This is a genomic window from Streptomyces sp. NPDC058650, assembly GCF_042717315.1.
Taxonomy (GTDB): domain Bacteria; phylum Actinomycetota; class Actinomycetes; order Streptomycetales; family Streptomycetaceae; genus Streptomyces.
The window spans coordinates 56,467-75,380 of the sequence record NZ_JBHXRL010000007.1 but is presented as its reverse complement, the minus strand read 5'-3'; the positions used below and the strand labels follow the sequence as shown (position 1 = coordinate 75,380).

19 protein-coding genes are annotated in these 18,914 nt (G+C 72.4%); 11 read left to right on the top strand and 8 right to left on the bottom strand.

Annotation, left to right across the window (positions count from 1 at the left end):
• Positions 1-104: 104 nt before the first annotated feature.
• Entirely contained in the window at positions 105-1,298 is a 1,194-nt protein-coding gene (locus ACFWWU_RS14520) for an MFS transporter (RefSeq protein ID WP_384144152.1), read from the top strand.
• 10 nt (positions 1,299-1,308) lie between these two features.
• On the opposite strand, the gene ACFWWU_RS14515 is transcribed toward ACFWWU_RS14520, so the two are convergent.
• From ACFWWU_RS14515 to ACFWWU_RS14500, 4 genes are all read right to left on the bottom strand, one after another.
• Complete coding sequence (locus tag ACFWWU_RS14515) at positions 1,309-2,388, bottom strand: acyl-CoA dehydrogenase family protein (protein WP_384144149.1); 1,080 nt, start codon at positions 2,386-2,388, stop codon at positions 1,309-1,311.
• Positions 2,389-2,504: 116 nt separating this feature from the next.
• Positions 2,505-3,497 (bottom strand): acyl-CoA dehydrogenase family protein, encoded by a 993-nt coding sequence (locus tag ACFWWU_RS14510; RefSeq protein WP_384144968.1) that lies wholly within the window; start codon positions 3,495-3,497, stop codon positions 2,505-2,507.
• Positions 3,497-4,666: an acyl-CoA dehydrogenase family protein gene (locus ACFWWU_RS14505; RefSeq protein WP_384144146.1), complete on the bottom strand. Its 1,170-nt coding sequence runs from the start codon at positions 4,664-4,666 to the stop codon at positions 3,497-3,499. Before ACFWWU_RS14505 ends, ACFWWU_RS14510 begins: the two co-directional genes overlap by 1 nt.
• The gene (locus ACFWWU_RS14500; protein WP_384144143.1) at positions 4,666-5,559 is read right to left on the bottom strand and encodes an enoyl-CoA hydratase; all 894 of its coding nucleotides are present in this window, start codon (positions 5,557-5,559) and stop codon (positions 4,666-4,668) included. The genes ACFWWU_RS14505 and ACFWWU_RS14500 overlap by 1 nt, the downstream gene beginning before the upstream one ends.
• Positions 5,560-5,604: 45 nt before the next feature.
• Here ACFWWU_RS14500 and ACFWWU_RS14495 point away from each other — a divergent pair, with 45 nt between their 5' ends.
• Genes ACFWWU_RS14495 through ACFWWU_RS14480 form a run of 4 tightly spaced genes read left to right on the top strand, consistent with a single transcriptional unit; the run spans position 5,605 to position 9,386 of the window.
• Positions 5,605-6,771 carry an acyl-CoA dehydrogenase family protein gene (locus ACFWWU_RS14495; RefSeq protein ID WP_384144140.1) on the top strand — a complete coding sequence of 389 codons (1,167 nt, stop codon included), beginning with the start codon at positions 5,605-5,607 and terminating at the stop codon, positions 6,769-6,771.
• Complete coding sequence (locus tag ACFWWU_RS14490; RefSeq protein WP_384144136.1) at positions 6,768-7,556, top strand: SDR family oxidoreductase; 789 nt, start codon at positions 6,768-6,770, stop codon at positions 7,554-7,556. The genes ACFWWU_RS14495 and ACFWWU_RS14490 overlap by 4 nt, the downstream gene beginning before the upstream one ends.
• A gap of 42 nt (positions 7,557-7,598) precedes the next feature.
• Positions 7,599-8,195: a TetR/AcrR family transcriptional regulator gene (locus ACFWWU_RS14485; RefSeq protein ID WP_384144133.1), complete on the top strand. Its 597-nt coding sequence runs from the start codon at positions 7,599-7,601 to the stop codon at positions 8,193-8,195.
• A gap of 33 nt (positions 8,196-8,228) precedes the next feature.
• On the top strand, positions 8,229-9,386 hold the full coding sequence (locus ACFWWU_RS14480; protein WP_384144130.1) for an acetyl-CoA C-acetyltransferase: 1,158 nt from the start codon (positions 8,229-8,231) through the stop codon (positions 9,384-9,386).
• Between the two features lie 100 nt (positions 9,387-9,486).
• On the opposite strand, the gene ACFWWU_RS14475 is transcribed toward ACFWWU_RS14480, so the two are convergent.
• The 4 genes from ACFWWU_RS14475 to ACFWWU_RS14460 are packed head-to-tail and all read right to left on the bottom strand — an operon-like array spanning position 9,487 to position 12,972.
• Positions 9,487-10,551: an NAD(P)H-dependent flavin oxidoreductase gene (locus tag ACFWWU_RS14475; protein WP_384144127.1), complete on the bottom strand. Its 1,065-nt coding sequence runs from the start codon at positions 10,549-10,551 to the stop codon at positions 9,487-9,489.
• The gene (locus ACFWWU_RS14470) at positions 10,548-11,330 is read right to left on the bottom strand and encodes a CoA-transferase subunit beta (protein WP_384144124.1); all 783 of its coding nucleotides are present in this window, start codon (positions 11,328-11,330) and stop codon (positions 10,548-10,550) included. The genes ACFWWU_RS14475 and ACFWWU_RS14470 overlap by 4 nt, the downstream gene beginning before the upstream one ends.
• A complete protein-coding gene (locus tag ACFWWU_RS14465; protein ID WP_384144966.1) occupies positions 11,327-12,175 on the bottom strand; it encodes a CoA transferase subunit A in 849 nt (282 codons plus the stop codon). The genes ACFWWU_RS14470 and ACFWWU_RS14465 overlap by 4 nt, the downstream gene beginning before the upstream one ends.
• Positions 12,176-12,189: 14 nt before the next feature.
• Complete coding sequence (locus ACFWWU_RS14460; protein WP_384144121.1) at positions 12,190-12,972, bottom strand: enoyl-CoA hydratase family protein; 783 nt, start codon at positions 12,970-12,972, stop codon at positions 12,190-12,192.
• Between the two features lie 78 nt (positions 12,973-13,050).
• Here ACFWWU_RS14460 and ACFWWU_RS14455 point away from each other — a divergent pair, with 78 nt between their 5' ends.
• The 6 genes from ACFWWU_RS14455 (at position 13,051) to ACFWWU_RS14430 (ending at position 18,914) form a co-directional block, all read left to right on the top strand.
• Complete coding sequence (locus ACFWWU_RS14455) at positions 13,051-13,827, top strand: SDR family oxidoreductase (RefSeq protein WP_384144118.1); 777 nt, start codon at positions 13,051-13,053, stop codon at positions 13,825-13,827.
• A 34-nt stretch (positions 13,828-13,861) separates the two neighbouring features.
• The gene (locus tag ACFWWU_RS14450; RefSeq protein ID WP_384144115.1) at positions 13,862-14,773 is read left to right on the top strand and encodes an SDR family oxidoreductase; all 912 of its coding nucleotides are present in this window, start codon (positions 13,862-13,864) and stop codon (positions 14,771-14,773) included.
• A 178-nt stretch (positions 14,774-14,951) separates the two neighbouring features.
• Positions 14,952-15,734 (top strand): 2-keto-4-pentenoate hydratase, encoded by a 783-nt coding sequence (locus tag ACFWWU_RS14445; protein WP_384144111.1) that lies wholly within the window; start codon positions 14,952-14,954, stop codon positions 15,732-15,734.
• 4 nt (positions 15,735-15,738) lie between these two features.
• Positions 15,739-16,668, top strand: a complete 930-nt coding sequence (locus ACFWWU_RS14440) for an acetaldehyde dehydrogenase (acetylating) (protein ID WP_384144108.1) — start codon at positions 15,739-15,741, stop codon at positions 16,666-16,668.
• Between the two features lie 12 nt (positions 16,669-16,680).
• Positions 16,681-17,763 (top strand): 4-hydroxy-2-oxovalerate aldolase, encoded by a 1,083-nt coding sequence (gene dmpG, locus ACFWWU_RS14435; RefSeq protein ID WP_384144105.1) that lies wholly within the window; start codon positions 16,681-16,683, stop codon positions 17,761-17,763.
• Positions 17,760-18,914 carry a Rieske 2Fe-2S domain-containing protein gene (locus ACFWWU_RS14430; protein ID WP_384144102.1) on the top strand — a complete coding sequence of 385 codons (1,155 nt, stop codon included), beginning with the start codon at positions 17,760-17,762 and terminating at the stop codon, positions 18,912-18,914. The genes dmpG and ACFWWU_RS14430 overlap by 4 nt, the downstream gene beginning before the upstream one ends.

The window sequence follows — 18,914 nt, the reverse complement described above, 5'->3', positions numbered from 1 at the left end:
GCGGTGTCACCCGGCCCCCCGCTCGGGGGCGGGCCGGGTGACACCCCGCGGTTTCCGCAGGTCGTGCCCGTGCCACGACGCCCGCCGGGGTTACGGTCGGCGCCATGGAAGGTGAACGCCATGCCTGGCTCCGCTGTCTGCTCGCCGGTGCCGTGTTCGTCGTGTGCATGGCCGGCACCACACTGCCGACGCCGCTCTACCCCCTCTACCAGGAGAAGTTCGGGTTCTCCGAACTGACGGTGACCGTCGTCTACGCCGTGTACGCCTTCGGGGTCATCGGCGTCCTGCTCCTGGCCGGCAACGCCTCGGACACGATCGGCAGGCGGCCGACGCTGCTCTGGGGCCTGGGGTTCTCGGCGGCGAGCGCGATCTGCTTCCTCTGCGCGAGCACCGTGAGCTGGCTGTACGCGGGCCGGCTCCTGTCGGGTCTGTCGGCCGGCCTGTTCACCGGCGCCGCCACCGCGTACATCATGGAGCTGGCCCCGCGCGGCGGCGCGTCCCGGGCGACGTTCGTGGCGACCGCCGCCAACATGGGAGGACTGGGCTGCGGCCCGCTGCTCGCCGGCCTGCTCGCGGAGTACGCCCCCGAGCCGCTGCTCCTGCCGTTCGCCGTGCACCTCGGCCTCGTCGCACTGAGCGCCGGCGTTCTGCTGTGGCTCCCGGAGACCGTCCGGGAGCGCCGGCCCCTGACCGCCGTACGGCCGCGGCGGCCCGCCCTCCCGGCCCAGGTGAGAGCGGTGTTCGTACCGGCGGCGATCGCGTCCTTCGTGGGCTTCGCCCTCTTCGGCGTGTTCACCTCGGTCAGCCCTGCCTTCCTCGCCCGCTTCCTGCACGTGGACAACCACGCCGTGAGCGGCCTGGTCGTGGCCCTGGCCTTCTTCGCATCCACCGCCGGACAGCTGGCCGTCGACCGCGTCGGGGTGGCGCGCTCCCTGCCGCTGGGCTGCGCCGTGCTCTTCACCGGCCTCGCCCTCCTCGGGGCGGCCCTCTACACCGACCTCCTGGTGTTCGTCGTCCTCTCGGCCGTGGTCGGCGGCGCCGGACAGGGCCTCGCCTTCCGCGCGGCGCTCTCCTCCGTGGCCGCGGCGGCGCCGGAGGAGCGGCGCGCCGCGGTGATCTCGACCCTCTTCGTGGTCGCCTACACGGGAATCTCCATCCCGGTGATCGGCGTGGGACTCCTCGCCGACCCGCTCGGACTCGAAGGGGCGGGACTGGTCTTCATCGCGTGCATGCTGGTGCTCGTCGCCTCCGCCGCCGCGTACCTGGTCCGACGACCCGTACGGTCCGACAGCCCCTGACCGCTCGCGGTCACCGCGTGGCCGCCGCCAGGCCCAGACCGACCGCCAGGCGCGCGCGGTGCCAGGCCGGCGGGCCGAAGAGCTGGGACGAGCCGTGCGCGCGCTTGAAGTAGCGGTGGGCGTCGTGTTCCCACGTGATGCCGATGCCGCCGTGCAACTGGATCATCTCGCCCGCCACCACCGAGAACGCCTCCGAGCAGGCGGACTTGGCGGCGGCCGCGCACCGGGCCGCATCGGCTGCTCCCTCGGCCGCCGCGAACGCGGCCCCGAGGGCGACCGAACGCGCCGACTCCACCAGGACGTACGCGTCCGCGAGCCGGTGCTTGACCGCCTGGAACGAACCGATGGGCCGGCCGAACTGGACGCGCTCCCCGGCGTAGGCGACGGTGAGTTCGAGGCAGCGGGCGGCGGCGCCGACCTGCTCGGCGGCGAGCGCCACGCAGGCCAGGTCGAGGACGAGCCGCAGCACCCGCTCGCCGTCGCCGTCCGCCCCGATCAGCCGGCCCTCCGCCCCGGCGAGGGCCAGGCGGGCCTGCCCCCGGGTCGCGTCCATCGTCACCGCCGGGAATCGGCCCACGCCCGGCCCGTCCCCGGACACCCGGAAGAGGGAGACGCCCGCTTCCGTGCGGGCGGCCACGAGCAGCAGCTCCGCGCCGGCGCCGTCGAGGACGTGATCCTTGACCCCGGTGATCCGCCAGCCGCCGCCCGGCCCGGGGGCGGCCTCGGCCCGTACCGCCGCCGGGTCCCAGGAGCCGTCCTCGGCCCAGGCCAGAGCCCCCACCACGGCGCCCGAGGCCAGTCCAGGCAGCAACTCCGCGCACACCACCGTGTCGCCCGAGGCGAGCAGCGCCTGCACCACGAGCACGGCGGAGCCGAGGTACGGCACGGGCGAAAGCTCCCGTCCCAGCTCCTCCATCACCACATGGACCTCGCGGGCCCCACAGCCCGCGCCGCCGTACTCCTCGGGAACGGCCAGCCCCGCGACGCCGATCTGCTCGGTCAGCGGACGCCAGGCCGCGTCCCCCGCATGGCGGCCGAGCAGCGCCCGTACGGCGGACCGCAGCTCCTCTTGTTCCTCCGTCAGCCTCATGCGCTCTGCTCCTTTCCGAATGGCTCGACATGACGCGGTACGGCGTCGGTGGTGGGGGCGGCGCTCGCCGCCGGGTCCTCCTCGGGCGGGTGGTCCGGGCGAGCGAGCCGGCGGCGTCAGGGAGCGAGGACGCGGGCGCGGCAGGCGGCGGGGGTGCCCCAGGCCTCGCGCAGGGGACGGGCCTTGCGGATCCACAGGGACAGGTCCAGCTCGTCCGTGTAGCCGACGGCGCCGTGCAGTTGCAGGGCCGCGCGGGCGGCGGCGTAGGCGGCGTCGCCCGCCGCGACCTTCGCCGCGGCGATCTCGCGCCCGGCTTCCGCGCCGCCCGCCCGCGCCAGGGCCAGCGCGGCCGAGTGGAGCAGGGGCTGAGCGAACTCCAGGGCGATGAGCGTGTCGGCCAGGCGGTGCTTCACCGCCTGGAACGAGCCGATGGCGACCCCGAACTGGGTGCGCTGCTTGACGTACGCCACGGTCCGGTCGAGCAGCGCGCGGCCGAGGCCGAGCGCCTGGGCGGCGGTGACCAGGGCCGCCACATCGGCGGCGTGCGTGACGGCCGCGGCCACTTGGGGGCCCCTGGCCAGGACGGTGCCGCCGACGGGCCGGGCCAGTCGGCGCGCGGGGTCGGTGGACGGCTGGACGGGCCCGGCGTCCTCCGTCAGGAGCAGGGTGTCGCCCTGCACGACGAGCACGGCGTCGGTCGCGTCCGGGTCCAGGGCGTAGGGGCTTCCGACGGCCGGCACGCACAGGGAGACGACCGCCTTGCCGGAGGCGATGCGCGGCAGCCACGCCGCCGCCGCCTCGTGGTCGCCGAGACGGTCGAGGAGCGCGGCCGCCGCGACCGTCTCGACGAGCGGGCCGGGGACGGCGTGGCGGCCCGACTCGGTGAAGGCCACGACCAGTTCGACCGGAAGCGGGCCGAGTCCTTCGTACGGCTCCGGTACGGCGAGGGCGAAGACCCCCGCCTCCGCGAGCCGGGACCAGAGGGCGCGGCCCGGCGCGGTGTCACCGGCGGCCCAGGCCCGTACGGCCCCCGGGGTGTCGGACGCGGCGAGCATGGCGTCGAGCGAGCGGGCGAACTCCCGCTGTTCGTCGTCGAGGAGGAACCGCATCACCGGCGTCCCTTCGGCAGGCCGAGCAGGCGCTCGGCGATGATGTCCCGCTGGATCTCGTTGGTGCCCGCGTAGATCGGCCCGGCGAGGGAGAAGGTGTGGCCCTCGGCCCAACTGCCGTGTGCGGGAGCCTCCGTGGCCTCGTCGGACAGCTCGCCGTACGGGCCGAGCACGTCGAGCGCGGTCTCGTGGAGCGCGATGTCGAGTTCGGACCAGAAGACCTTGTTGAGGCTGGACTCGGCGCCGATCGAGTCTCCGGCGGCGATGCGGGAGGCGTTGGCGTAGGTGAACAGCCGGTAGGCGCGCGCTCCGATGACCGCGTCGGCGACCCGGTCGCGCAGGGCGGTGTCGGACGGGTCGGCACCCTCCCGCCACAGCTCGGCAAGGCGTGAGGCGGCGGCCGTGAACCGGCCCGGGCCGCGCAGCGTGAGCCCGCGCTCGTTGCCCGCCGTGCTCATGGCGACCCGCCAGCCCTGGCCCGGTGCGCCGATCACGTCCTCGTCGGGTACGAACACGTCGTCGAGGAAGAGTTCGGCGAAGGCGGGCTTGCCGTCGAGCCGCCCGATGGGCCGTACGGTCACCCCGTCCGCGTCGAGCGGGAACATCAGATACGTCAGGCCCTGGTGCGGCTTGCCGGCCGCCGGGTCGCTGCGGAAGAGACCGAAGGCGCGGTCGGCGAAGGCAGCCCGTGACGACCAGGTCTTCTGGCCGCTCAGGAGCCAGCCGCCCTCCGTGCGGACGGCGGTGGAGCGCAGGCTCGCGAGGTCCGAGCCGGACTCCGGTTCGGACCACGCCTGGGCCCAGATGACCTCGCCGGAGGCCATGGAAGGCAGGATCCGGGCGCGCTGCTCGTCGGTGCCGTGCTCGAAGAGGGTGGGGGCGAGGAGGTTGATGCCGTTCTGGCTCACCCGCCCGGGTGCGCCGGCGGCGTAGTACTCCTCCTCGAAGATCACCCACCGGAGTATCGACGCGCCCCTGCCCCCGTACTCCTCTGGCCAGGAGACCACCGACCAGCGGTCGGCGAAGAGGGTCCGCTCCCATTCCCGGTGGGCCGCGAAGCCCTCTTCCGTCTCCAGGGAGGGCAGGGGAGTGGTGGGCACGTGGGCGGTGAGCCAGGTGCGGGCGTCGGCCCGGAAGGCGTCCTCCGCCGTAGTGAAGTCGAGGTCCATCAGGCTCCCGCCGCCTTCATCGCCCGGATGTCCATGCCGCCCAGGGAGTCCGGGGCGGTCTCCGCGTTGTGCGCGTGCGCGAGGTGGTGCAGCCCGAACACCGAGTCCATGCCGGTGTGCATGCCCTGAAGGTCCTCGGCCTGGTTGACCGCGCGCTTGGTCAGCGCCAGGCCCATGCGTGGCATCTCGGCGATCCTGGCCGCCAACTCCAGGGTGCTGTCCGTCAGTTCCTCGCGAGGGACGACGCGGTTGACCATGCCGACCTCGTAGGCGCGACGGGCGCTCATCCGGTCGCCGGTGTACAGGAACTCCTTCGCGATGCGCGGGGGCATCACCCACGGGTGGGCGAAGTACTCGACGCCGGGGATGCCCATGCGGACGACCGGGTCGGCGAAGAAGGCGTCCTCGGAGGCGACGATCAGGTCGCACACCCAGGCGAGCATCAGGCCGCCCGCCACGCAGGCGCCCTGGACGGACGCGATCATGGGCTTGGGCAGTTCGCGCCAGCGCCGGCACATGCCCAGATAGACCTCGGACTCCCGGGCGAAGCGGCTCTCCGCGCCGGCCTTGTCCGAGTGGTCCCACCAGAGTCCGGCCCTGCGGTCGAACGGCAGGTGCGCGTCACGTTCCGGGGTGCCGATGTCGTGACCCGCGGAGAAGTGCTTCCCCGCCCCGGCGAGCACGACGACCTTGACCTCGCTGTCGTCGGCCGCGCGGTAGAAGGCCTCGTCCAGGGCGTATGTCATCGCGGAGTTCTGGGCGTTGCGGTAATCGGGCCGGTCCATGGTGACCACGGCCACGGGGCCGAGGCGTTCGTACCGGACAGGCGACGTGGATGTGGACGTGGACGTGGACGTGGATGTGGACGTGGACGCGGTGCGGGCAGCGGACATTCGCCCTCCTTCCCTAACAAGTGTTTGGTAGGTTAACGTACGGCCATGAGCAACGTCGAGGAGTTCCGCGCAGAGTTCCGTAGCTGGCTGCGCTCCCACCTCACCGGCGAGTTCGCCGCCCTCCGCGGCCGCGGAGGACCCGGTCGGGAGCACGAGGCGCATGCCGAACGCCTCGCCTGGGAGCGGCACATGGCCGCCGAGGGATGGACCTGCGTCGGCTGGCCGAAGGAGTACGGCGGACGGGGAGCGACCCTGGAACAGCAGGTCGCCTTCCACGAGGAGTACGCCCTCGCCGACGCCCCCGCCCGCGTCGGGCACATCGGCGAACAGCTCCTCGGGCCCACCCTCATCGCCTTCGGCACACCCGGGCAGCGCGAGCGCTTCCTCCCGCCGATCGTCGCCGTCGAGGAACTGTGGTGCCAGGGCTACAGCGAGCCGGACGCGGGGTCGGACCTGGCCAACGTCCGGACCCGGGCCGAACGCATGGGCGACGCATGGGTGGTCACCGGCCAGAAGATCTGGACGTCACAGGCGCACGAGTCCGACTGGTGCTTCGTCGTCGCCCGCACCGAACCCGGCTCGGTCCGCCACCGAGGCCTGTCCTACCTGCTGGTCCCGCTACGCCGGCCCGGTGTCGACATCCGGCCGATCGTCCAGCTCACCGGCACCTCGGAGTTCAACGAGGTGTTCTTCGACGGGGCCAGGACGGACGCGGCGAACGTCGTCGGCGCCCCGGGCGAGGGCTGGAAGGTGGCCATGGCCACCCTCGGCTTCGAGCGGGGCGTCTCCACCCTCGGCCAGCAGGTCGGCTTCCGCCGCGAACTGGAGGCGGTCATCGAACTGGCCCGCCACAACGGCGCCGCCACGGACCCGCTGATCCGCGACCGCATCGCCCGGGCCTGGATCGGCCTGGAGACCATCCGGTTCAACGCCCTGCGCATGCTCGGCGGCGTCGCCGCCGGGGTCCCGGGCCCCGAAGCGTCCATCGGCAAGATCTTCTGGGCCACCTGGCACCGCGAACTGGGCGAGCTCGCCATGGACGTCTGCGGAGCCGGCGGCATGCTGGCGGTCGGCGAACCGTACGACCTCACCGACTGGCAGCGGCTCTACCTCTTCTCCCGCTCCGACACCATCTACGCCGGATCCAACGAGATCCAGCGGAACATCATCGCCGAGCGCGTCCTCGGCCTGCCCAAGGAGGTCCGCCCGTGACCCGCACACCACCCCCCTACGTCCCGGGGCACGGGCTGCTCGCCGACCGGAGCGCCGTGGTGACCGCCGCGGCCGGCGCCGGCATCGGCGGCGCCACCGCGAGGCGGCTCCTGGAGGAAGGCGCGCGGGTCGTCCTCTCGGACGCCCACGCCCGCCGGCTGAAGGAGTCCGAGGCCGAACTGGCCGCGGAGTTCGGCGCCGACCGCGTCGCCGCCCTGCCCTGCGACGTCACCGACGAGTCCCAGGTCGCCGCCCTCCTCGACCTCGCCGAGGAGCGCCACGGACGCCTCGACATCCTCGTCAACAACGCCGGCCTGGGCGGCACCGCCGACCTCGTCGACATGACCGACGAACAGTGGGACAAGGTCCTCGACGTCACCCTCAACGGCACCTTTCGCTGCACCCGCGCCGCACTCCGCCGCCTGAAGGCCGCGGGCAGCGGCGGCGTCGTCGTCAACAACGCCTCCGTGGTCGGCTGGCGGGCGCAGAAGGGCCAGGCCCACTACGCCGCCGCCAAGGCCGGCGTCATGGCGCTCACCCGCTGCGCAGCCCTGGAGGCCGCCGAGTACGGGGTACGGGTCAACGCCGTCTCCCCGAGCCTGGCCATGCACCCCCACCTGGCGAAGGTCACCACGCCCGAGCTCCTCGAAGAGCTGACCGCCCGCGAGGCGTTCGGGCGGTACGCCGAGCCGTGGGAAGTGGCCAACGTGATCGTGTTCCTCGCCAGCGGCTACTCCTCGTACCTGACCGGCGAGGTCGTCTCGGTCAGCAGCCAGCATCCGTGAGCCGACCGTGACCGGCCGTCGGAGAGCAGGAGGAAGAGCGTGGTGAGCGCGGCGCCCGAGCGGCGCCACGAACTCCTCGCCACCGCCGCCGAGGTGTTCGCCGCCCAGGGCTACAACGCCACCACCGTCCGCAAGATCGCCGACGCGGCGGGCATCCTCGCCGGCAGCCTCTACTACCACTTCGACTCCAAGGAGTCGATGCTCGACGAGATCCTCTCCGGCTTCCTGAACGAGCTGTGGGGCAGGTACGACGCCGTACTCGCCGCCGGACTCGGCCCCAGGGAGACCATCGAGGCCCTCGTCACCGAGTCCTTCCGGGAGATCGACCGGCACCGGGCCGCCGTCGCCATCTACCAGAAGGAGTCCCGGCACCTGCGGGAGCAGCCGCGCTTCGGCTATCTCGACGACTCGCAGCAGAGGTTCGAGAAGGCCTGGCTCGGCACCCTGGAGCGCGGCGTGACCGCCGGGGTGTTCCGCGCCGACCTCGACGTCCGCCTCACCTACCGGTTCGTGCGCGACACCGTCTGGGTCGCCGCGTCCTGGTACCGGCCCGGCGGGCAGCACAGCCCGGAGGAGATCGCCCGCCAGTACCTGTCCATGGTGCTGGAGGGCGTCGCACTCCGTACCCGACATCCATGACCCGAACGCGTGAGACAGGAAAGAGGAGCGGCCATGGCCGAGGCATACATCATCGAAGCGGTGCGCACCCCCGTCGGCAGGCGGAACGGCGGGCTCGCCGCCGTCCACCCCGCCGACCTCGGCGCCCACGTCCTGAAGGCACTGATGGAGCGCGCGGGCGCCGACCCCGCCGCCGTCGAGGACGTCGTCTTCGGCTGCCTCGACACCGTCGGCCCGCAGGCCGGTGACATCGCCCGTACCGCCTGGCTGGCCGCCGGCCTGCCCGAGGAGGTGCCCGGCGTGACCGTCGACCGGCAGTGCGGATCCTCCCAGCAGGCCCTGCACTTCGCCGCGCAGGGAGTCCTGTCCGGCACCCAGGACCTGGTGGTCGCGGGCGGCGTCCAGAACATGTCCCTGGTCCCCATCGCCTTCGCCAGCCGCCAGGCCGCCGCGCCGCTCGGGCTGACCGACGGTCCGTACGCCGGCTCCGAGGGCTGGCGGGCCCGGTACGGCGACCAGCCGGTCAACCAGTTCCACGGCGCCGAGCTCATCGCCACGAAGTGGGGCATCTCCCGCCGGGACATGGAGGAGTTCGCCCTGCGCTCGCACCAGCGGGCCGCCCGCGCCATCGACGAGGGCCGCTTCGACCGGGAGATCGTGGCGTACGGCGACGTGACCACCGACGAGGGCCCGCGCCGCGACACCACACTGGAGAAGATGGCGGGCCTGAAGCCGGTGGTCGAGGGCGGCCGGCTGACCGCCGCGGTCTCCTCCCAGGTCTCCGACGGAGCCTCGGCGATGCTGATCGCCTCGGAGCGGGCCGTACGGGAGCACGGCCTGACGCCGCGCGCCCGCGTCCACCACCTGTCCGTACGGGGCGAGGACCCGATCCGCATGCTGTCCGCGCCGATCCCGGCGACGGCGTACGCGCTGAAGAAGGCCGGGATGACGCTCGACGACATCGACCTGGTGGAGATCAACGAGGCCTTCGCCTCGGTCGTCCTCGCCTGGCTGAAGGAGACCGGGGCCGACCCCGACAAGGTCAATGTCAACGGTGGGGCCATCGCCCTCGGCCACCCGCTCGGCGCGACCGGCACCAAGCTGACGACCACCCTCCTGCACGAGCTGGAGCGCACCGGCGGCCGCTACGGCCTGCAGACGATGTGCGAGGGCGGCGGTCAGGCCAACGTCACCATCATCGAGCGCCTCTGAACGACGGCCTCCGTATGCGACAGGCCCGCCGGGTTACGACACCCCGGCGGGCCTGTTCATGAGCTCCGCCGCTCAGCCGCGGCCGCTCAGCCGCGGCCGCTCAGTCGGTGCGCGGCAGCGACCGGAGCGTGGCCCGCGCCTCCGCCATGATCCGGTCGACCAGCTCGGCACACGACGGCAGATCGTCGATGAGTCCCGCGACCTGCCCGGCGGCCATCACACCGAGATCCGTCCGGCCCTCCACCATCGACGCCTTGAGCAGCATCGGGGTGTTCGCCGCCAGCAGGATCTGGCTCCACGTCATGTCCTTGCCGTGCTTCATCGCCAGACCGTCACGGACCATCCGCGCCCAGCTCATGTCCGTCTCACGGCGGAAGGCAGCGGCGTGCCGCACCGCCCGCAGCAGCGAGGCGGCCCGGCCCGAACGCTCCAGCGCGTCGACGAGCTCGGTGCGCAGCATGCGGTGCGGCAGGCCGTCGACGGCCGTGGTGACGGTCACGTCCTGGACCGTGGCCGCCAGATAACGGGCCTTGACCGCGTCCGGCACGGTCGAGTCCGAGGTGAGCAGGAACCGGGTGCCCATGGCGACGCCGGCCGCGCCGTGGGCGAGGGCCGCGACCAGGCCGCGCCCGTCGCGGAAGCCGCCGGCCGCGATGACGGGGATGTCGACGGCGTCCACGATCTGCGGAAGCAGGACGGTGGTGGCGACGCTCCCCGTGTGACCGCCGCCCTCCCCGCCCTGCACCAGCACCGCGTCGGCGCCCCACGCGGCGACCTTCTCGGCGTGCCGCTTGGCCCCGATGGAGGGAATGACGACGACCCCCGCGTCCTTGAGCCGCGCGATGAGCTCGCGGGACGGGGCGAGCGCGAACGAGGCGACCCGTACGCCCTCGTCGATGATGATCTGCACGCGCTCGGCCGCGTCCCCGGCGTCCGCGCGCAGGTTCACGCCGAAGGGCGCGTCCGTGCGGGACGTGACCTCGCGTACCGCCGAGCGGAGCTGGTCGACGGTCATGGTCGCCGACGCGAGGATCCCGAGCGCGCCCGCGGCGGCGGTGGCCGAGACCAGTCGGGGACCCGCCACCCACCCCATGCCGGTCTGCACGAGGGGGTGCCGCACGCCGACCAGTTCGGTGAGGGGGGTGGCGATCGTGACGTCGCTCATGCGGGGACCTCGCGGTCCCGCAGTCCCTTCGGGTCGATCTCCTCGCGGATCAGCCGCAGTTCCTCCGCGGTGGGCTCACGGGTGTACGGCACCTCGTCGGGGACGGTGAGCGCGAACCCGGTGGCCGCCGTGACCTGTTCGACGGTGACACCGGGGTGCAGCGATCGCAGCCGCATGGTGCGGTCCGGGGTCTCGAAGTCGAAGACCCCCAGGTCGCTGACGACTTCGGGGATGCGGTGGTAGCGGGCGGCGGAAGGTCCGGCCGCGGCGGCGCGGTCGTAGCCGACCCCGGAGACCATGTCGACCCGCTCGACGAAGACCCGGGCCGAGTGCTTGGGGACCCAGTAACTCGTCGGGTTGTTGAGGGTGTTGACGGGAGCCCCGCGGACGCCGAGGAGCTGGCGCTTGGGCCGCGCCCAGTCGCCGATGCAGCTGATGTTCTGGTTGCCGTACCGGTCGATCTGGCTCGCGCCCATCATCACGTGCCGCCGCCCGGTGGTGACGAGGGCCAGGTGCTGGCGGTACGGCAACCAGCCCTCCACCACCCGGGGCGGGGCGCCGACCGCCGGCACATCGGCGATGAGCAGCGCCTCGCCGTCGGTCAGGAGCAGGTCGGGGGAGAAGGTGAGCCGTGCGAGCCGGGCCCCGATCATCGGGATCGTGCCCATCGGACTGGCCAGGATCTCGCCCGCGCCCCGCCACGCCTCGGCGCACGCCACCACGCAGTACTCGGCCCGCGTCGCCGTCGTCGTATCCGTCGTCGTGCGGCTGCCGCTCATGCTTCCTCCTCGTGGAACGCCGCCACCGCGGCCTGGTACGCGTCCTCGTCGCCGGACAGGAACCGCTCGGTGAAGGCGCGCCAGGCCTCCGGATCGCGCGCGGCCGTGACGTACGCGCGCTGGAACGTCTCGTCGCGGTCGTAGTCGGGGGCGCAGGAGGTGAAGTGCGCGCCGTTCGGGGTCTCCACGACGCCGTTGACGAACGCGCGCTTGACGAGCAGCGACTGCGGCCCGGAGTCCTTGAGCAGCTCGGAGGTCTCCACGATCCGCTCGCACGAGAGGTACGCGGCGTCCGCGGCCTCGCAGAAGAGGTCGTCGAAGTACGGGTCGGGGCCCAGATACTGGCCGTTGCCGTGTGCGTCGGCGCGGTTGAGGTGGACCAGCGCGGCGTCCAGACGCAGGGCGGGGACGGCGACGAACTCCTCACGGTCGTCGTACGGGGACGTGACCGTCCGCAGCGACGGGTTCACGCTCATCAGGTCCGAGCCGAGCCCGGCCCGCACGGGCATGAAGGGCAGCCGCTGCGCGGCGGCGGTCAGCCCCCACATGACCATGGCCTCGTCCAGCTCCACCATCTCCAGGGAGCCGCTCTGCCGGGCCGCGCCGAAGTGCGGCTCCAGGGGGACGGAATCGAGGGTGGCGAAGGCCGCGACCAGCTTGCGGACCTTCCCGGCGGCGGCGAGCAGCCCGACGTCCGGGCCGCCGTACGAGACGACGGTCAGATCGGTGAGGTCCGAACGCAGCAGCGCCCGGACCAGTGCCATCGGCTTGCGCCGCGAGCCCCAACCGCCGATCCCGATCGTCATCCCGCTCTCCAGGCGGCCGACGACCTCCTCGGCGGTCATCGTCTTGTCCCTGCTCACGACTGCTCCTCCCTGACCGTCTCGTTCACGGTGTCCGTCCTCTCGGTGCCGAAGGTGTCGCGGACCCGGTCGGCGACACCGCTCAGGTTGGCCTCGAAGGTGAAGCCCTGTTCGAAGCGGTAGCTCCGGTGGACGTCCACCGGATCGATGCCGTTGATCGCGGCCTTGGCGAGCCGGATCAGCTGTCCGTCCTTGGCCGCGATCTCCCGGGCCAGCTCAAGGGCCGCCTCCCGGAGTCCTTCGCGCGGGACGACCCGCCACACCGAGCCGTGCCCCAGCAGCTCCTGGGCGGTGATGGTGCGCGAGGTGTAGTACAGGGCCCGCATCAGGTGCTGCGGGACCAGCCGGGAGAGATGGGTGGCCGCGCCCAGCGCGCCCCGGTCCAGCTCGGGCAGGCCGAAGGTCGCGTCGTCGGAGGCGACGACCACGTCGGCGTTTCCGACGAGCCCGATCCCGCCGCCCAGACAGAAGCCGTGCACGGCGGCGACCACCGGCACCTCGCAGTCGTAGACCGCGGCGAACGCCTCGTAACAGCCGCGGTTGGCGCCGAGGAGGGCGTCATGCCCGGTCGTGCGCTGGATTTCCTTGATGTCGACGCCGGCGTTGAAACCGCGGCCCCCGGCGGTGAGCACCAGGCAGCGCACCTTGGGGTCGGCGCCGGCGGCGCGCACCGCCGCGGCCAGGTCGTACCAGCCCTGCACGGGCAGGGCGTTGACCGGGGGGAAGTCCACGGTGACGACGGCGATGCCCTCTTCCGGGGCGGAGGTGGAGACACCCATGAGCAGATCAGCTACCTTTCCACCTAACGTTTGTTAGGTGGAAGATAGCAGCGGTTCGCGCGCTGCGGGAGGTGCCCATTGGCAGCGATCATCGATCTGTCGGGATCCGTCGCCGTCGTCACCGGCGGTACACGGGGCGTCGGCGCGGGAATCACCCGTGCCCTGCTGGAAGCCGGCGCGGAGGTCGTGACCTGCGCGCGGCGGCCCCCCGACGAGCCCATCGAGGCGGCGGGGCGCACGGCCCGCTTCCTCCCCGTCGACCTCCGCGACCCGGCGGCGGTCGGCGGATTCTTCGACCGGGTACGCGACGACCACGGACGGCTCGACACCCTCGTCAACAACGCCGGAGGGACCCCGTTCCGGATGCTCGGCGACGGCGGGGCCGAGCGACAGGCCCGGGTCGTCGAACTGAACCTCGTCGCCCCGCTGACCGCCTCCCTCGCCGCGTACGAGGTGATGCGCCACCAGGACGGGGGAGGGTCGATCATCATGATCGGCAGCGTCAGCGGCACCCGCCCGTCCCCGGGCACCGCGGCCTACGGAGCCGCGAAGGCGGGCCTGGACAACCTCGCCCGCTCCATGGCCGTGGAATGGGCGCCCCGGGTGCGGGTCAACACGGTCGTCCTCGGCATGGTGCGCACCGAACTCTCCCATCTGCACTACGGGGACGAGGAAGGCGTCGCCGCCGTCGGCCGCACCGTGCCCCTCGGCAGACTCGCCGAACCCGCCGACATCGGCGACGCCTGCGTCTTCCTCGCCTCCGACCGCGCCGCGTACATCAGCGGCGCCAGCCTGCACGTCCACGGCGGCGGGGAACGCCCCGGCTTCCTCGACGCCGCCACCGTCAACCACTGACGGCCCCACCCAGCTTGAGTGAAAGGACCACACCATGACAGGACTGTGCGGCGGACGCGTCGTCATCGTCACCGGAGCGGGCCGCGGCCTCGGCCGCGCGCACGCCCTCGCCTTCGCCGCCGAGGGCGCCAAGGTCGTCGTCAACGACCTCGGCGTCGCCCCGGACGGCAGCGGCGGGGGCGCGGGCCCGGCCCAGCAGGTCGTCGACGAGATCACGGCGGCGGGCGGAGAAGCCGTCGCCCACGGCGGTGACATCGCCACCGCCGACGGCGCGGCCTCGCTGATCGCCACCGCCCTGGAGGCCTTCGGCCGCCTCGACACCCTCGTCAACAACGCCGGGTTCCTGCGCGACCGCATGCTCGTCAACCTCGACGAGGACGAGTGGGACGCCGTCATGCGCGTCCACCTCAAGGGGCACTTCCTGCCGCTCAAGTACGCCACCGCGCACTGGCGCGCCGAGGCCAAGGCCGGCCGGAAGCCGGAGGCGCGGGTGATCAACACCAGCTCCGGAGCCGGTCTCCTCGGCAGCGTCGGCCAGGGCAACTACGCCGCCGCCAAGGCCGGGATCATCGGCCTCACCCTCGTCGCCGCCGCCGAGACGGGACGCTACGGCGTCCAGGTCAACGCGATCGCTCCCGCCGCCCGCACCCGGATGACCGAGGCGACCTTCGCCGAGACGATGGCCGCCCCCGAGGGCGACGCCTTCGACGCGATGGCCCCGGAGAACGTCTCCCCCCTCGTCGTCTGGCTGGGCTCCGCCGCCTCGGCCGGCGTGACGGGACGCGTCTTCGAGGCCGAGGCGGGCCGGATCACCGTCATGGAGGGCTGGCGGCCGGGCCCGACTGCCGACAAGGGCGCCCGCTGGACCCCGGCCGAGGCGGGCGACACGGCACTGAAGCTCCTCGCGGACGCGGAGCCCCCACAGCCCGTGTACGGGGCGCACTGACCGGCCTTCCACCCCGCGGGGGCGGGCTCGTGACGGGAACGCCACGAGCCCGCCCCGCAGCGCGTTCCGCACCCCTCCGGGGGCCTTTCCCGCTCACCGGGAACTGGCGCTCCCTGCGGTCATCGCTACCGGCCTAGCCTCGCCGGACAGCCCCAACCGCCCGCAGGAGGGACCCGCCATGCTCACGGACCGCCAGAGACACGAGGCGGCCGAGCTGCTGCGCTCCGCCGAACACGGCGTCACGCCGATCGCCCCCCTGACCTCGGCCTTCCCCGGCATCGACACCGAGGACGCGTACGAGATCCAGCTCGTCAACATCCGGCACCGCCTCGCGGCGGGAGCCGAGGTGCGCGGCCACAAGGTCGGCCTCTCGTCACCCGTCATGCAGCGGATGATGGGCGTCGACGAACCCGACTACGGCCACCTGCTCCACGACATGGAGCTGCGGCCCGACGTCCAGGTCCCCGTCTCCCGCTACTGCCACCCGCGCGTCGAGGTCGAGGTCGGCTTCGTCCTCGGCGACGACCTCCCGGGCGAGACCTGCACCGCTGCCGACGTGCTCGCCGCGACCGAACGCGTCGTGCCCGCGCTGGAACTGATCGACAGCAGGATCCGCGACTGGCGGATCACCATCGCCGACACCATCGCGGACAACGCCTCCTCCGCCGGCTACGTCATCGGCGAGGGCCGCGACCCCCGCGAGCTCGACCTGAGGACGATCGACGCACGGCTCACCAGCGACGGCGAACTGCTCGCCGAGGGGCGCAGCGACGCCGTGCTCGGCGACCCGACGCTCTCCGTCGCCTGGCTGGCCCGCACCGTGGCCCGCTTCGGAGTGGCCCTGAAGAAGGGGCACGTGGTGCTGCCCGGCTCCTGCACCCGGGCCGTCGACGTGGCGCCCGGAGCCACCTTCACCGCCGAGTTCACCGGGCTGGGCTCGGTCTCCCTGCCCTTCATCTGAGGTGATGACCATCAACACCAGGACCAAGGCGACAGCCGCCATCGTCGGATCCGGCAACATCGGCACCGACCTGCTCTACAAGCTGCTCCGCTCCCCACACGTCGAACCCCGCTGGATGATCGGCGTCGACCCCGACAGCGAGGGCCTCGCCCGCGCCCGCCGCATGGGCCTGGAGGCCAGCCACGCGGGCGTCGACTGGCTGCTCGCCCAGGACGAGAAGCCCGACATCGTCTTCGAGGCCACCAGCGCCTACGTCCACCGGGCCAACGCCCCGCGCTACGCCGAGCTCGGCATCAAGGCGGTCGACCTGACCCCGGCGGCCGTCGGCCCCGCCGTCGTACCGCCCGCCAATCTCCGCGAGCACCTCGACAAGCCCAACGTCAACATGATCACCTGCGGCGGACAGGCCACCATCCCCATGGTGTACGCCGTCTCCCGCGTCGTCCCCGTCCCGTACGCGGAGATCGTCGCCTCGGTGGCCTCCGTCTCCGCCGGGCCCGGAACCCGCGCGAACATCGACGAGTTCACCCGTACCACCTCACGCGGCATCGAGACCATCGGCGGCGCCGCGCGCGGCAAGGCGATCATCATCCTCAACCCCGCCGAGCCCCCCGTCATCATGCGGGACACCGTCTTCTGCGCGATCCCCGAGGACGCCGACCGGGAAGCCATCGCCGTCTCCGTCAAGGAGATCGCCGAACAGGTCGCCGCCTACGTCCCCGGCTACCGCCTGCGCACCGAGCCGCAGTTCGACGACCCTTCCCCGAGCTCTCGGCTCGAGAACGGCGGGATGGCCCGCGTCGCGATCTTCCTGGAGGTCGAGGGCGCGGGCGACTACCTGCCGCCCTACGCCGGAAACCTCGACATCATGACCGCCGCCGCCACCAGGGTCGGCGAGGAGTTCGCCAAGGCGCTCCTCGCGCCTCGCGCGTAAGGAGCCCACCGCATGCCCCACTCGGACACCGCCTACTCCGACACCCCCTACTCGGACACCCTCGACATCCGGATCACCGACTCCTCGCTGCGCGACGGCTCGCACGCCAAACGGCACCAGTTCACCGGCGAGGACGTACGGTCCGTCGTCGCCGCCCTCGACGACGCCGGCGTCCCGGTGATCGAGGTGACCCACGGCGACGGACTCGGCGGATCCTCGTTCAACTACGGCTTCTCCAAGACGCCCGAACAGGAACTGATCAAGATCGCGGTGGACACCGCCCGGCAGGCGAGGATCGCCTTCCTCATGCTCCCCGGACTCGGCGTCAAGGACGACATCCTGGCCGCGCACGACAACGGCGCGAGCATCTGCCGCGTCGCCACCCACTGCACCGAGGCCGACATCGCCGTCCAGCACTTCGGACTCGCCCGCGAGCGGGGCCTGGAGACCGTCGGCTTCCTGATGATGGCCCACTCGACGACGCCCGAGAACCTGGCGCGGCAGGCCCGGATCATGGCCGACGCCGGCTGCCAGTGCGTGTACGTCGTCGACTCCGCCGGCGCCATGGTCATGGACGACGTCACCGCCCGGGTCGAGGCCCTGGTCGCCGAACTCGGCGACGACGCCCAGGTCGGCTTCCACGGACACGAGAACCTGGCCCTCGGCATGGGGAACTCCATCGCCGCCGTCAAGGCCGGCGCGCTCCAGATCGACGGCTCCACCCGCCGACTCGGCGCGGGCGCCGGAAACACCCCGGTCGAGGCACTCGTCGCCGTCTGCGCCAAGATGGGCATCCGCACCGGCATCGACGTCCTGAAGATCATCGACGCGGCGGAGGACGTGGTCCGCCCGGTCATGGACGAGGAATGCCGACTCGACCGGCTCGCCCTGCTCATGGGCCACGCCGGGGTCTACTCCAGCTTCCTCAAGCACGCCTACCGGCAGGCCGGGCGCTACGGCGTATCCGGTGCCGAGATCCTCCTGCGCGCGGGCGAACGCCGCCTCGTCGGCGGCCAGGAGGACCAGCTGATCGACATCGCCGTGGAACTCGCCGCGCGGAACCGAACCTCCACACACGAAGGGACAACGAGATGACGGCGCTCCACGACGAGGTCCGGGTCATCGAGGCGGGCAGGCCGCCGGCGCGCTTCGCCCGGGGCTGGCACTGCCTCGGCCTCGCCGACGACCTCAAGGACGGGAACCCGCACGAGATCGAGGCCTTCGGCACCAAGCTGGTGGTGTTCCAGGGCGCGGACGACGGGCAGCTGCACGTCCTCAACGCCTTCTGCCCCCACATGGGCGGCAACCTCGCCCACGGCACCGTCAAGGGCGACGCCGTCGCCTGCCCCTTCCACGACTGGCGCTGGGCGGGCAACGGCCGCTGCGCCGGCATCCCGTACGCCCGCCGGGTCCCGCCGCGCGCCAGGACCCGCTCCTGGCTCACGCTGGAGCGGAACAAGCAGCTCTTCGTCTGGCACGACCCGGAGGGCAACCCCCCGCCGCCCGAGGTCACCGTCCCCGAGATCGCCGGCATCCACGGACCCGAAGCGGGCCAATGGAGCGACTGGACCTGGAAGACCCTGCGGGTCGAGGGCTCCAACTGCCGCGAGATCGTCGACAACGTCGTGGACATGGCGCACTTCTACTACGTTCACTACGCCTTCCCGGAGTACTTCAAGAACGTCTTCGAAGGGCACGTCGCCACCCAGTACATGGAGAGCAGCCCCCGAGGCGACATGGAACTGGGCACCCTCAGCGCCGGCCGCCTGCGCTCCGACGCCTCCTACTACGGCCCCTCCTACATGATCGACCACCTCTACAGCGACGTCGGCGGCGGCATGGAGATGGAGGTCGTCCTGATCAACTGCCACTACCCCATCGACGAGAACAGCTTCCTGCTCCAGTACGGGGCGATCGTCAAGCGGCTCCCCGGGATGACCGAGGAACAGGCCGACGAGGCCGCGCGGCTCACCGCCGAGGGAACGACCGTCGGCTTCGAGCAGGACGTGGAGATCTGGAAGAACAAGACCCGGATCGACAACCCGCTGCTCACCGAGGAAGACGGCCCGGTCTACCAACTCCGCCGCTGGTACGAGCAGTTCTACGTCGACGTGGCCGACGTCAAGGACGAGATGACCCGCCGCTTCGAGTTCGAGATCGACACCCAGCGCGCCAACAAGGCCTGGCACGCGGAGGTCGAGGAGAACCTCGCCCGCCGCGCGGCGGCGCCGGAGACCGGAGCCTGA

Bases quoted from the DNA above. Each gene is read 5' to 3' on its own strand.
- ACFWWU_RS14520 (WP_384144152.1), top strand. From the start codon at position 105: ATGGAAGGTGAACGCCATGCCTGGCTCCGCTGTCTGCTCGCCGGTGCC.
- ACFWWU_RS14515 (WP_384144149.1), bottom strand. From the start codon at position 2,388: ATGAGGCTGACGGAGGAACAAGAGGAGCTGCGGTCCGCCGTACGGGCG.
- ACFWWU_RS14510 (WP_384144968.1), bottom strand. From the start codon at position 3,497: ATGCGGTTCCTCCTCGACGACGAACAGCGGGAGTTCGCCCGCTCGCTC.
- ACFWWU_RS14505 (WP_384144146.1), bottom strand. From the start codon at position 4,666: ATGGACCTCGACTTCACTACGGCGGAGGACGCCTTCCGGGCCGACGCC.
- ACFWWU_RS14500 (WP_384144143.1), bottom strand. From the start codon at position 5,559: ATGTCCGCTGCCCGCACCGCGTCCACGTCCACATCCACGTCCACGTCC.
- ACFWWU_RS14495 (WP_384144140.1), top strand. From the start codon at position 5,605: ATGAGCAACGTCGAGGAGTTCCGCGCAGAGTTCCGTAGCTGGCTGCGC.
- ACFWWU_RS14480 (WP_384144130.1), top strand. From the start codon at position 8,229: ATGGCCGAGGCATACATCATCGAAGCGGTGCGCACCCCCGTCGGCAGG.
- ACFWWU_RS14475 (WP_384144127.1), bottom strand. From the start codon at position 10,551: ATGAGCGACGTCACGATCGCCACCCCCCTCACCGAACTGGTCGGCGTG.
- ACFWWU_RS14470 (WP_384144124.1), bottom strand. From the start codon at position 11,330: ATGAGCGGCAGCCGCACGACGACGGATACGACGACGGCGACGCGGGCC.
- ACFWWU_RS14465 (WP_384144966.1), bottom strand. From the start codon at position 12,175: ATGACCGCCGAGGAGGTCGTCGGCCGCCTGGAGAGCGGGATGACGATC.
- ACFWWU_RS14460 (WP_384144121.1), bottom strand. From the start codon at position 12,972: ATGGGTGTCTCCACCTCCGCCCCGGAAGAGGGCATCGCCGTCGTCACC.
- ACFWWU_RS14450 (WP_384144115.1), top strand. From the start codon at position 13,862: ATGACAGGACTGTGCGGCGGACGCGTCGTCATCGTCACCGGAGCGGGC.
- ACFWWU_RS14445 (WP_384144111.1), top strand. From the start codon at position 14,952: ATGCTCACGGACCGCCAGAGACACGAGGCGGCCGAGCTGCTGCGCTCC.
- ACFWWU_RS14440 (WP_384144108.1), top strand. From the start codon at position 15,739: ATGACCATCAACACCAGGACCAAGGCGACAGCCGCCATCGTCGGATCC.
- dmpG (WP_384144105.1), top strand. From the start codon at position 16,681: ATGCCCCACTCGGACACCGCCTACTCCGACACCCCCTACTCGGACACC.
- ACFWWU_RS14430 (WP_384144102.1), top strand. From the start codon at position 17,760: ATGACGGCGCTCCACGACGAGGTCCGGGTCATCGAGGCGGGCAGGCCG.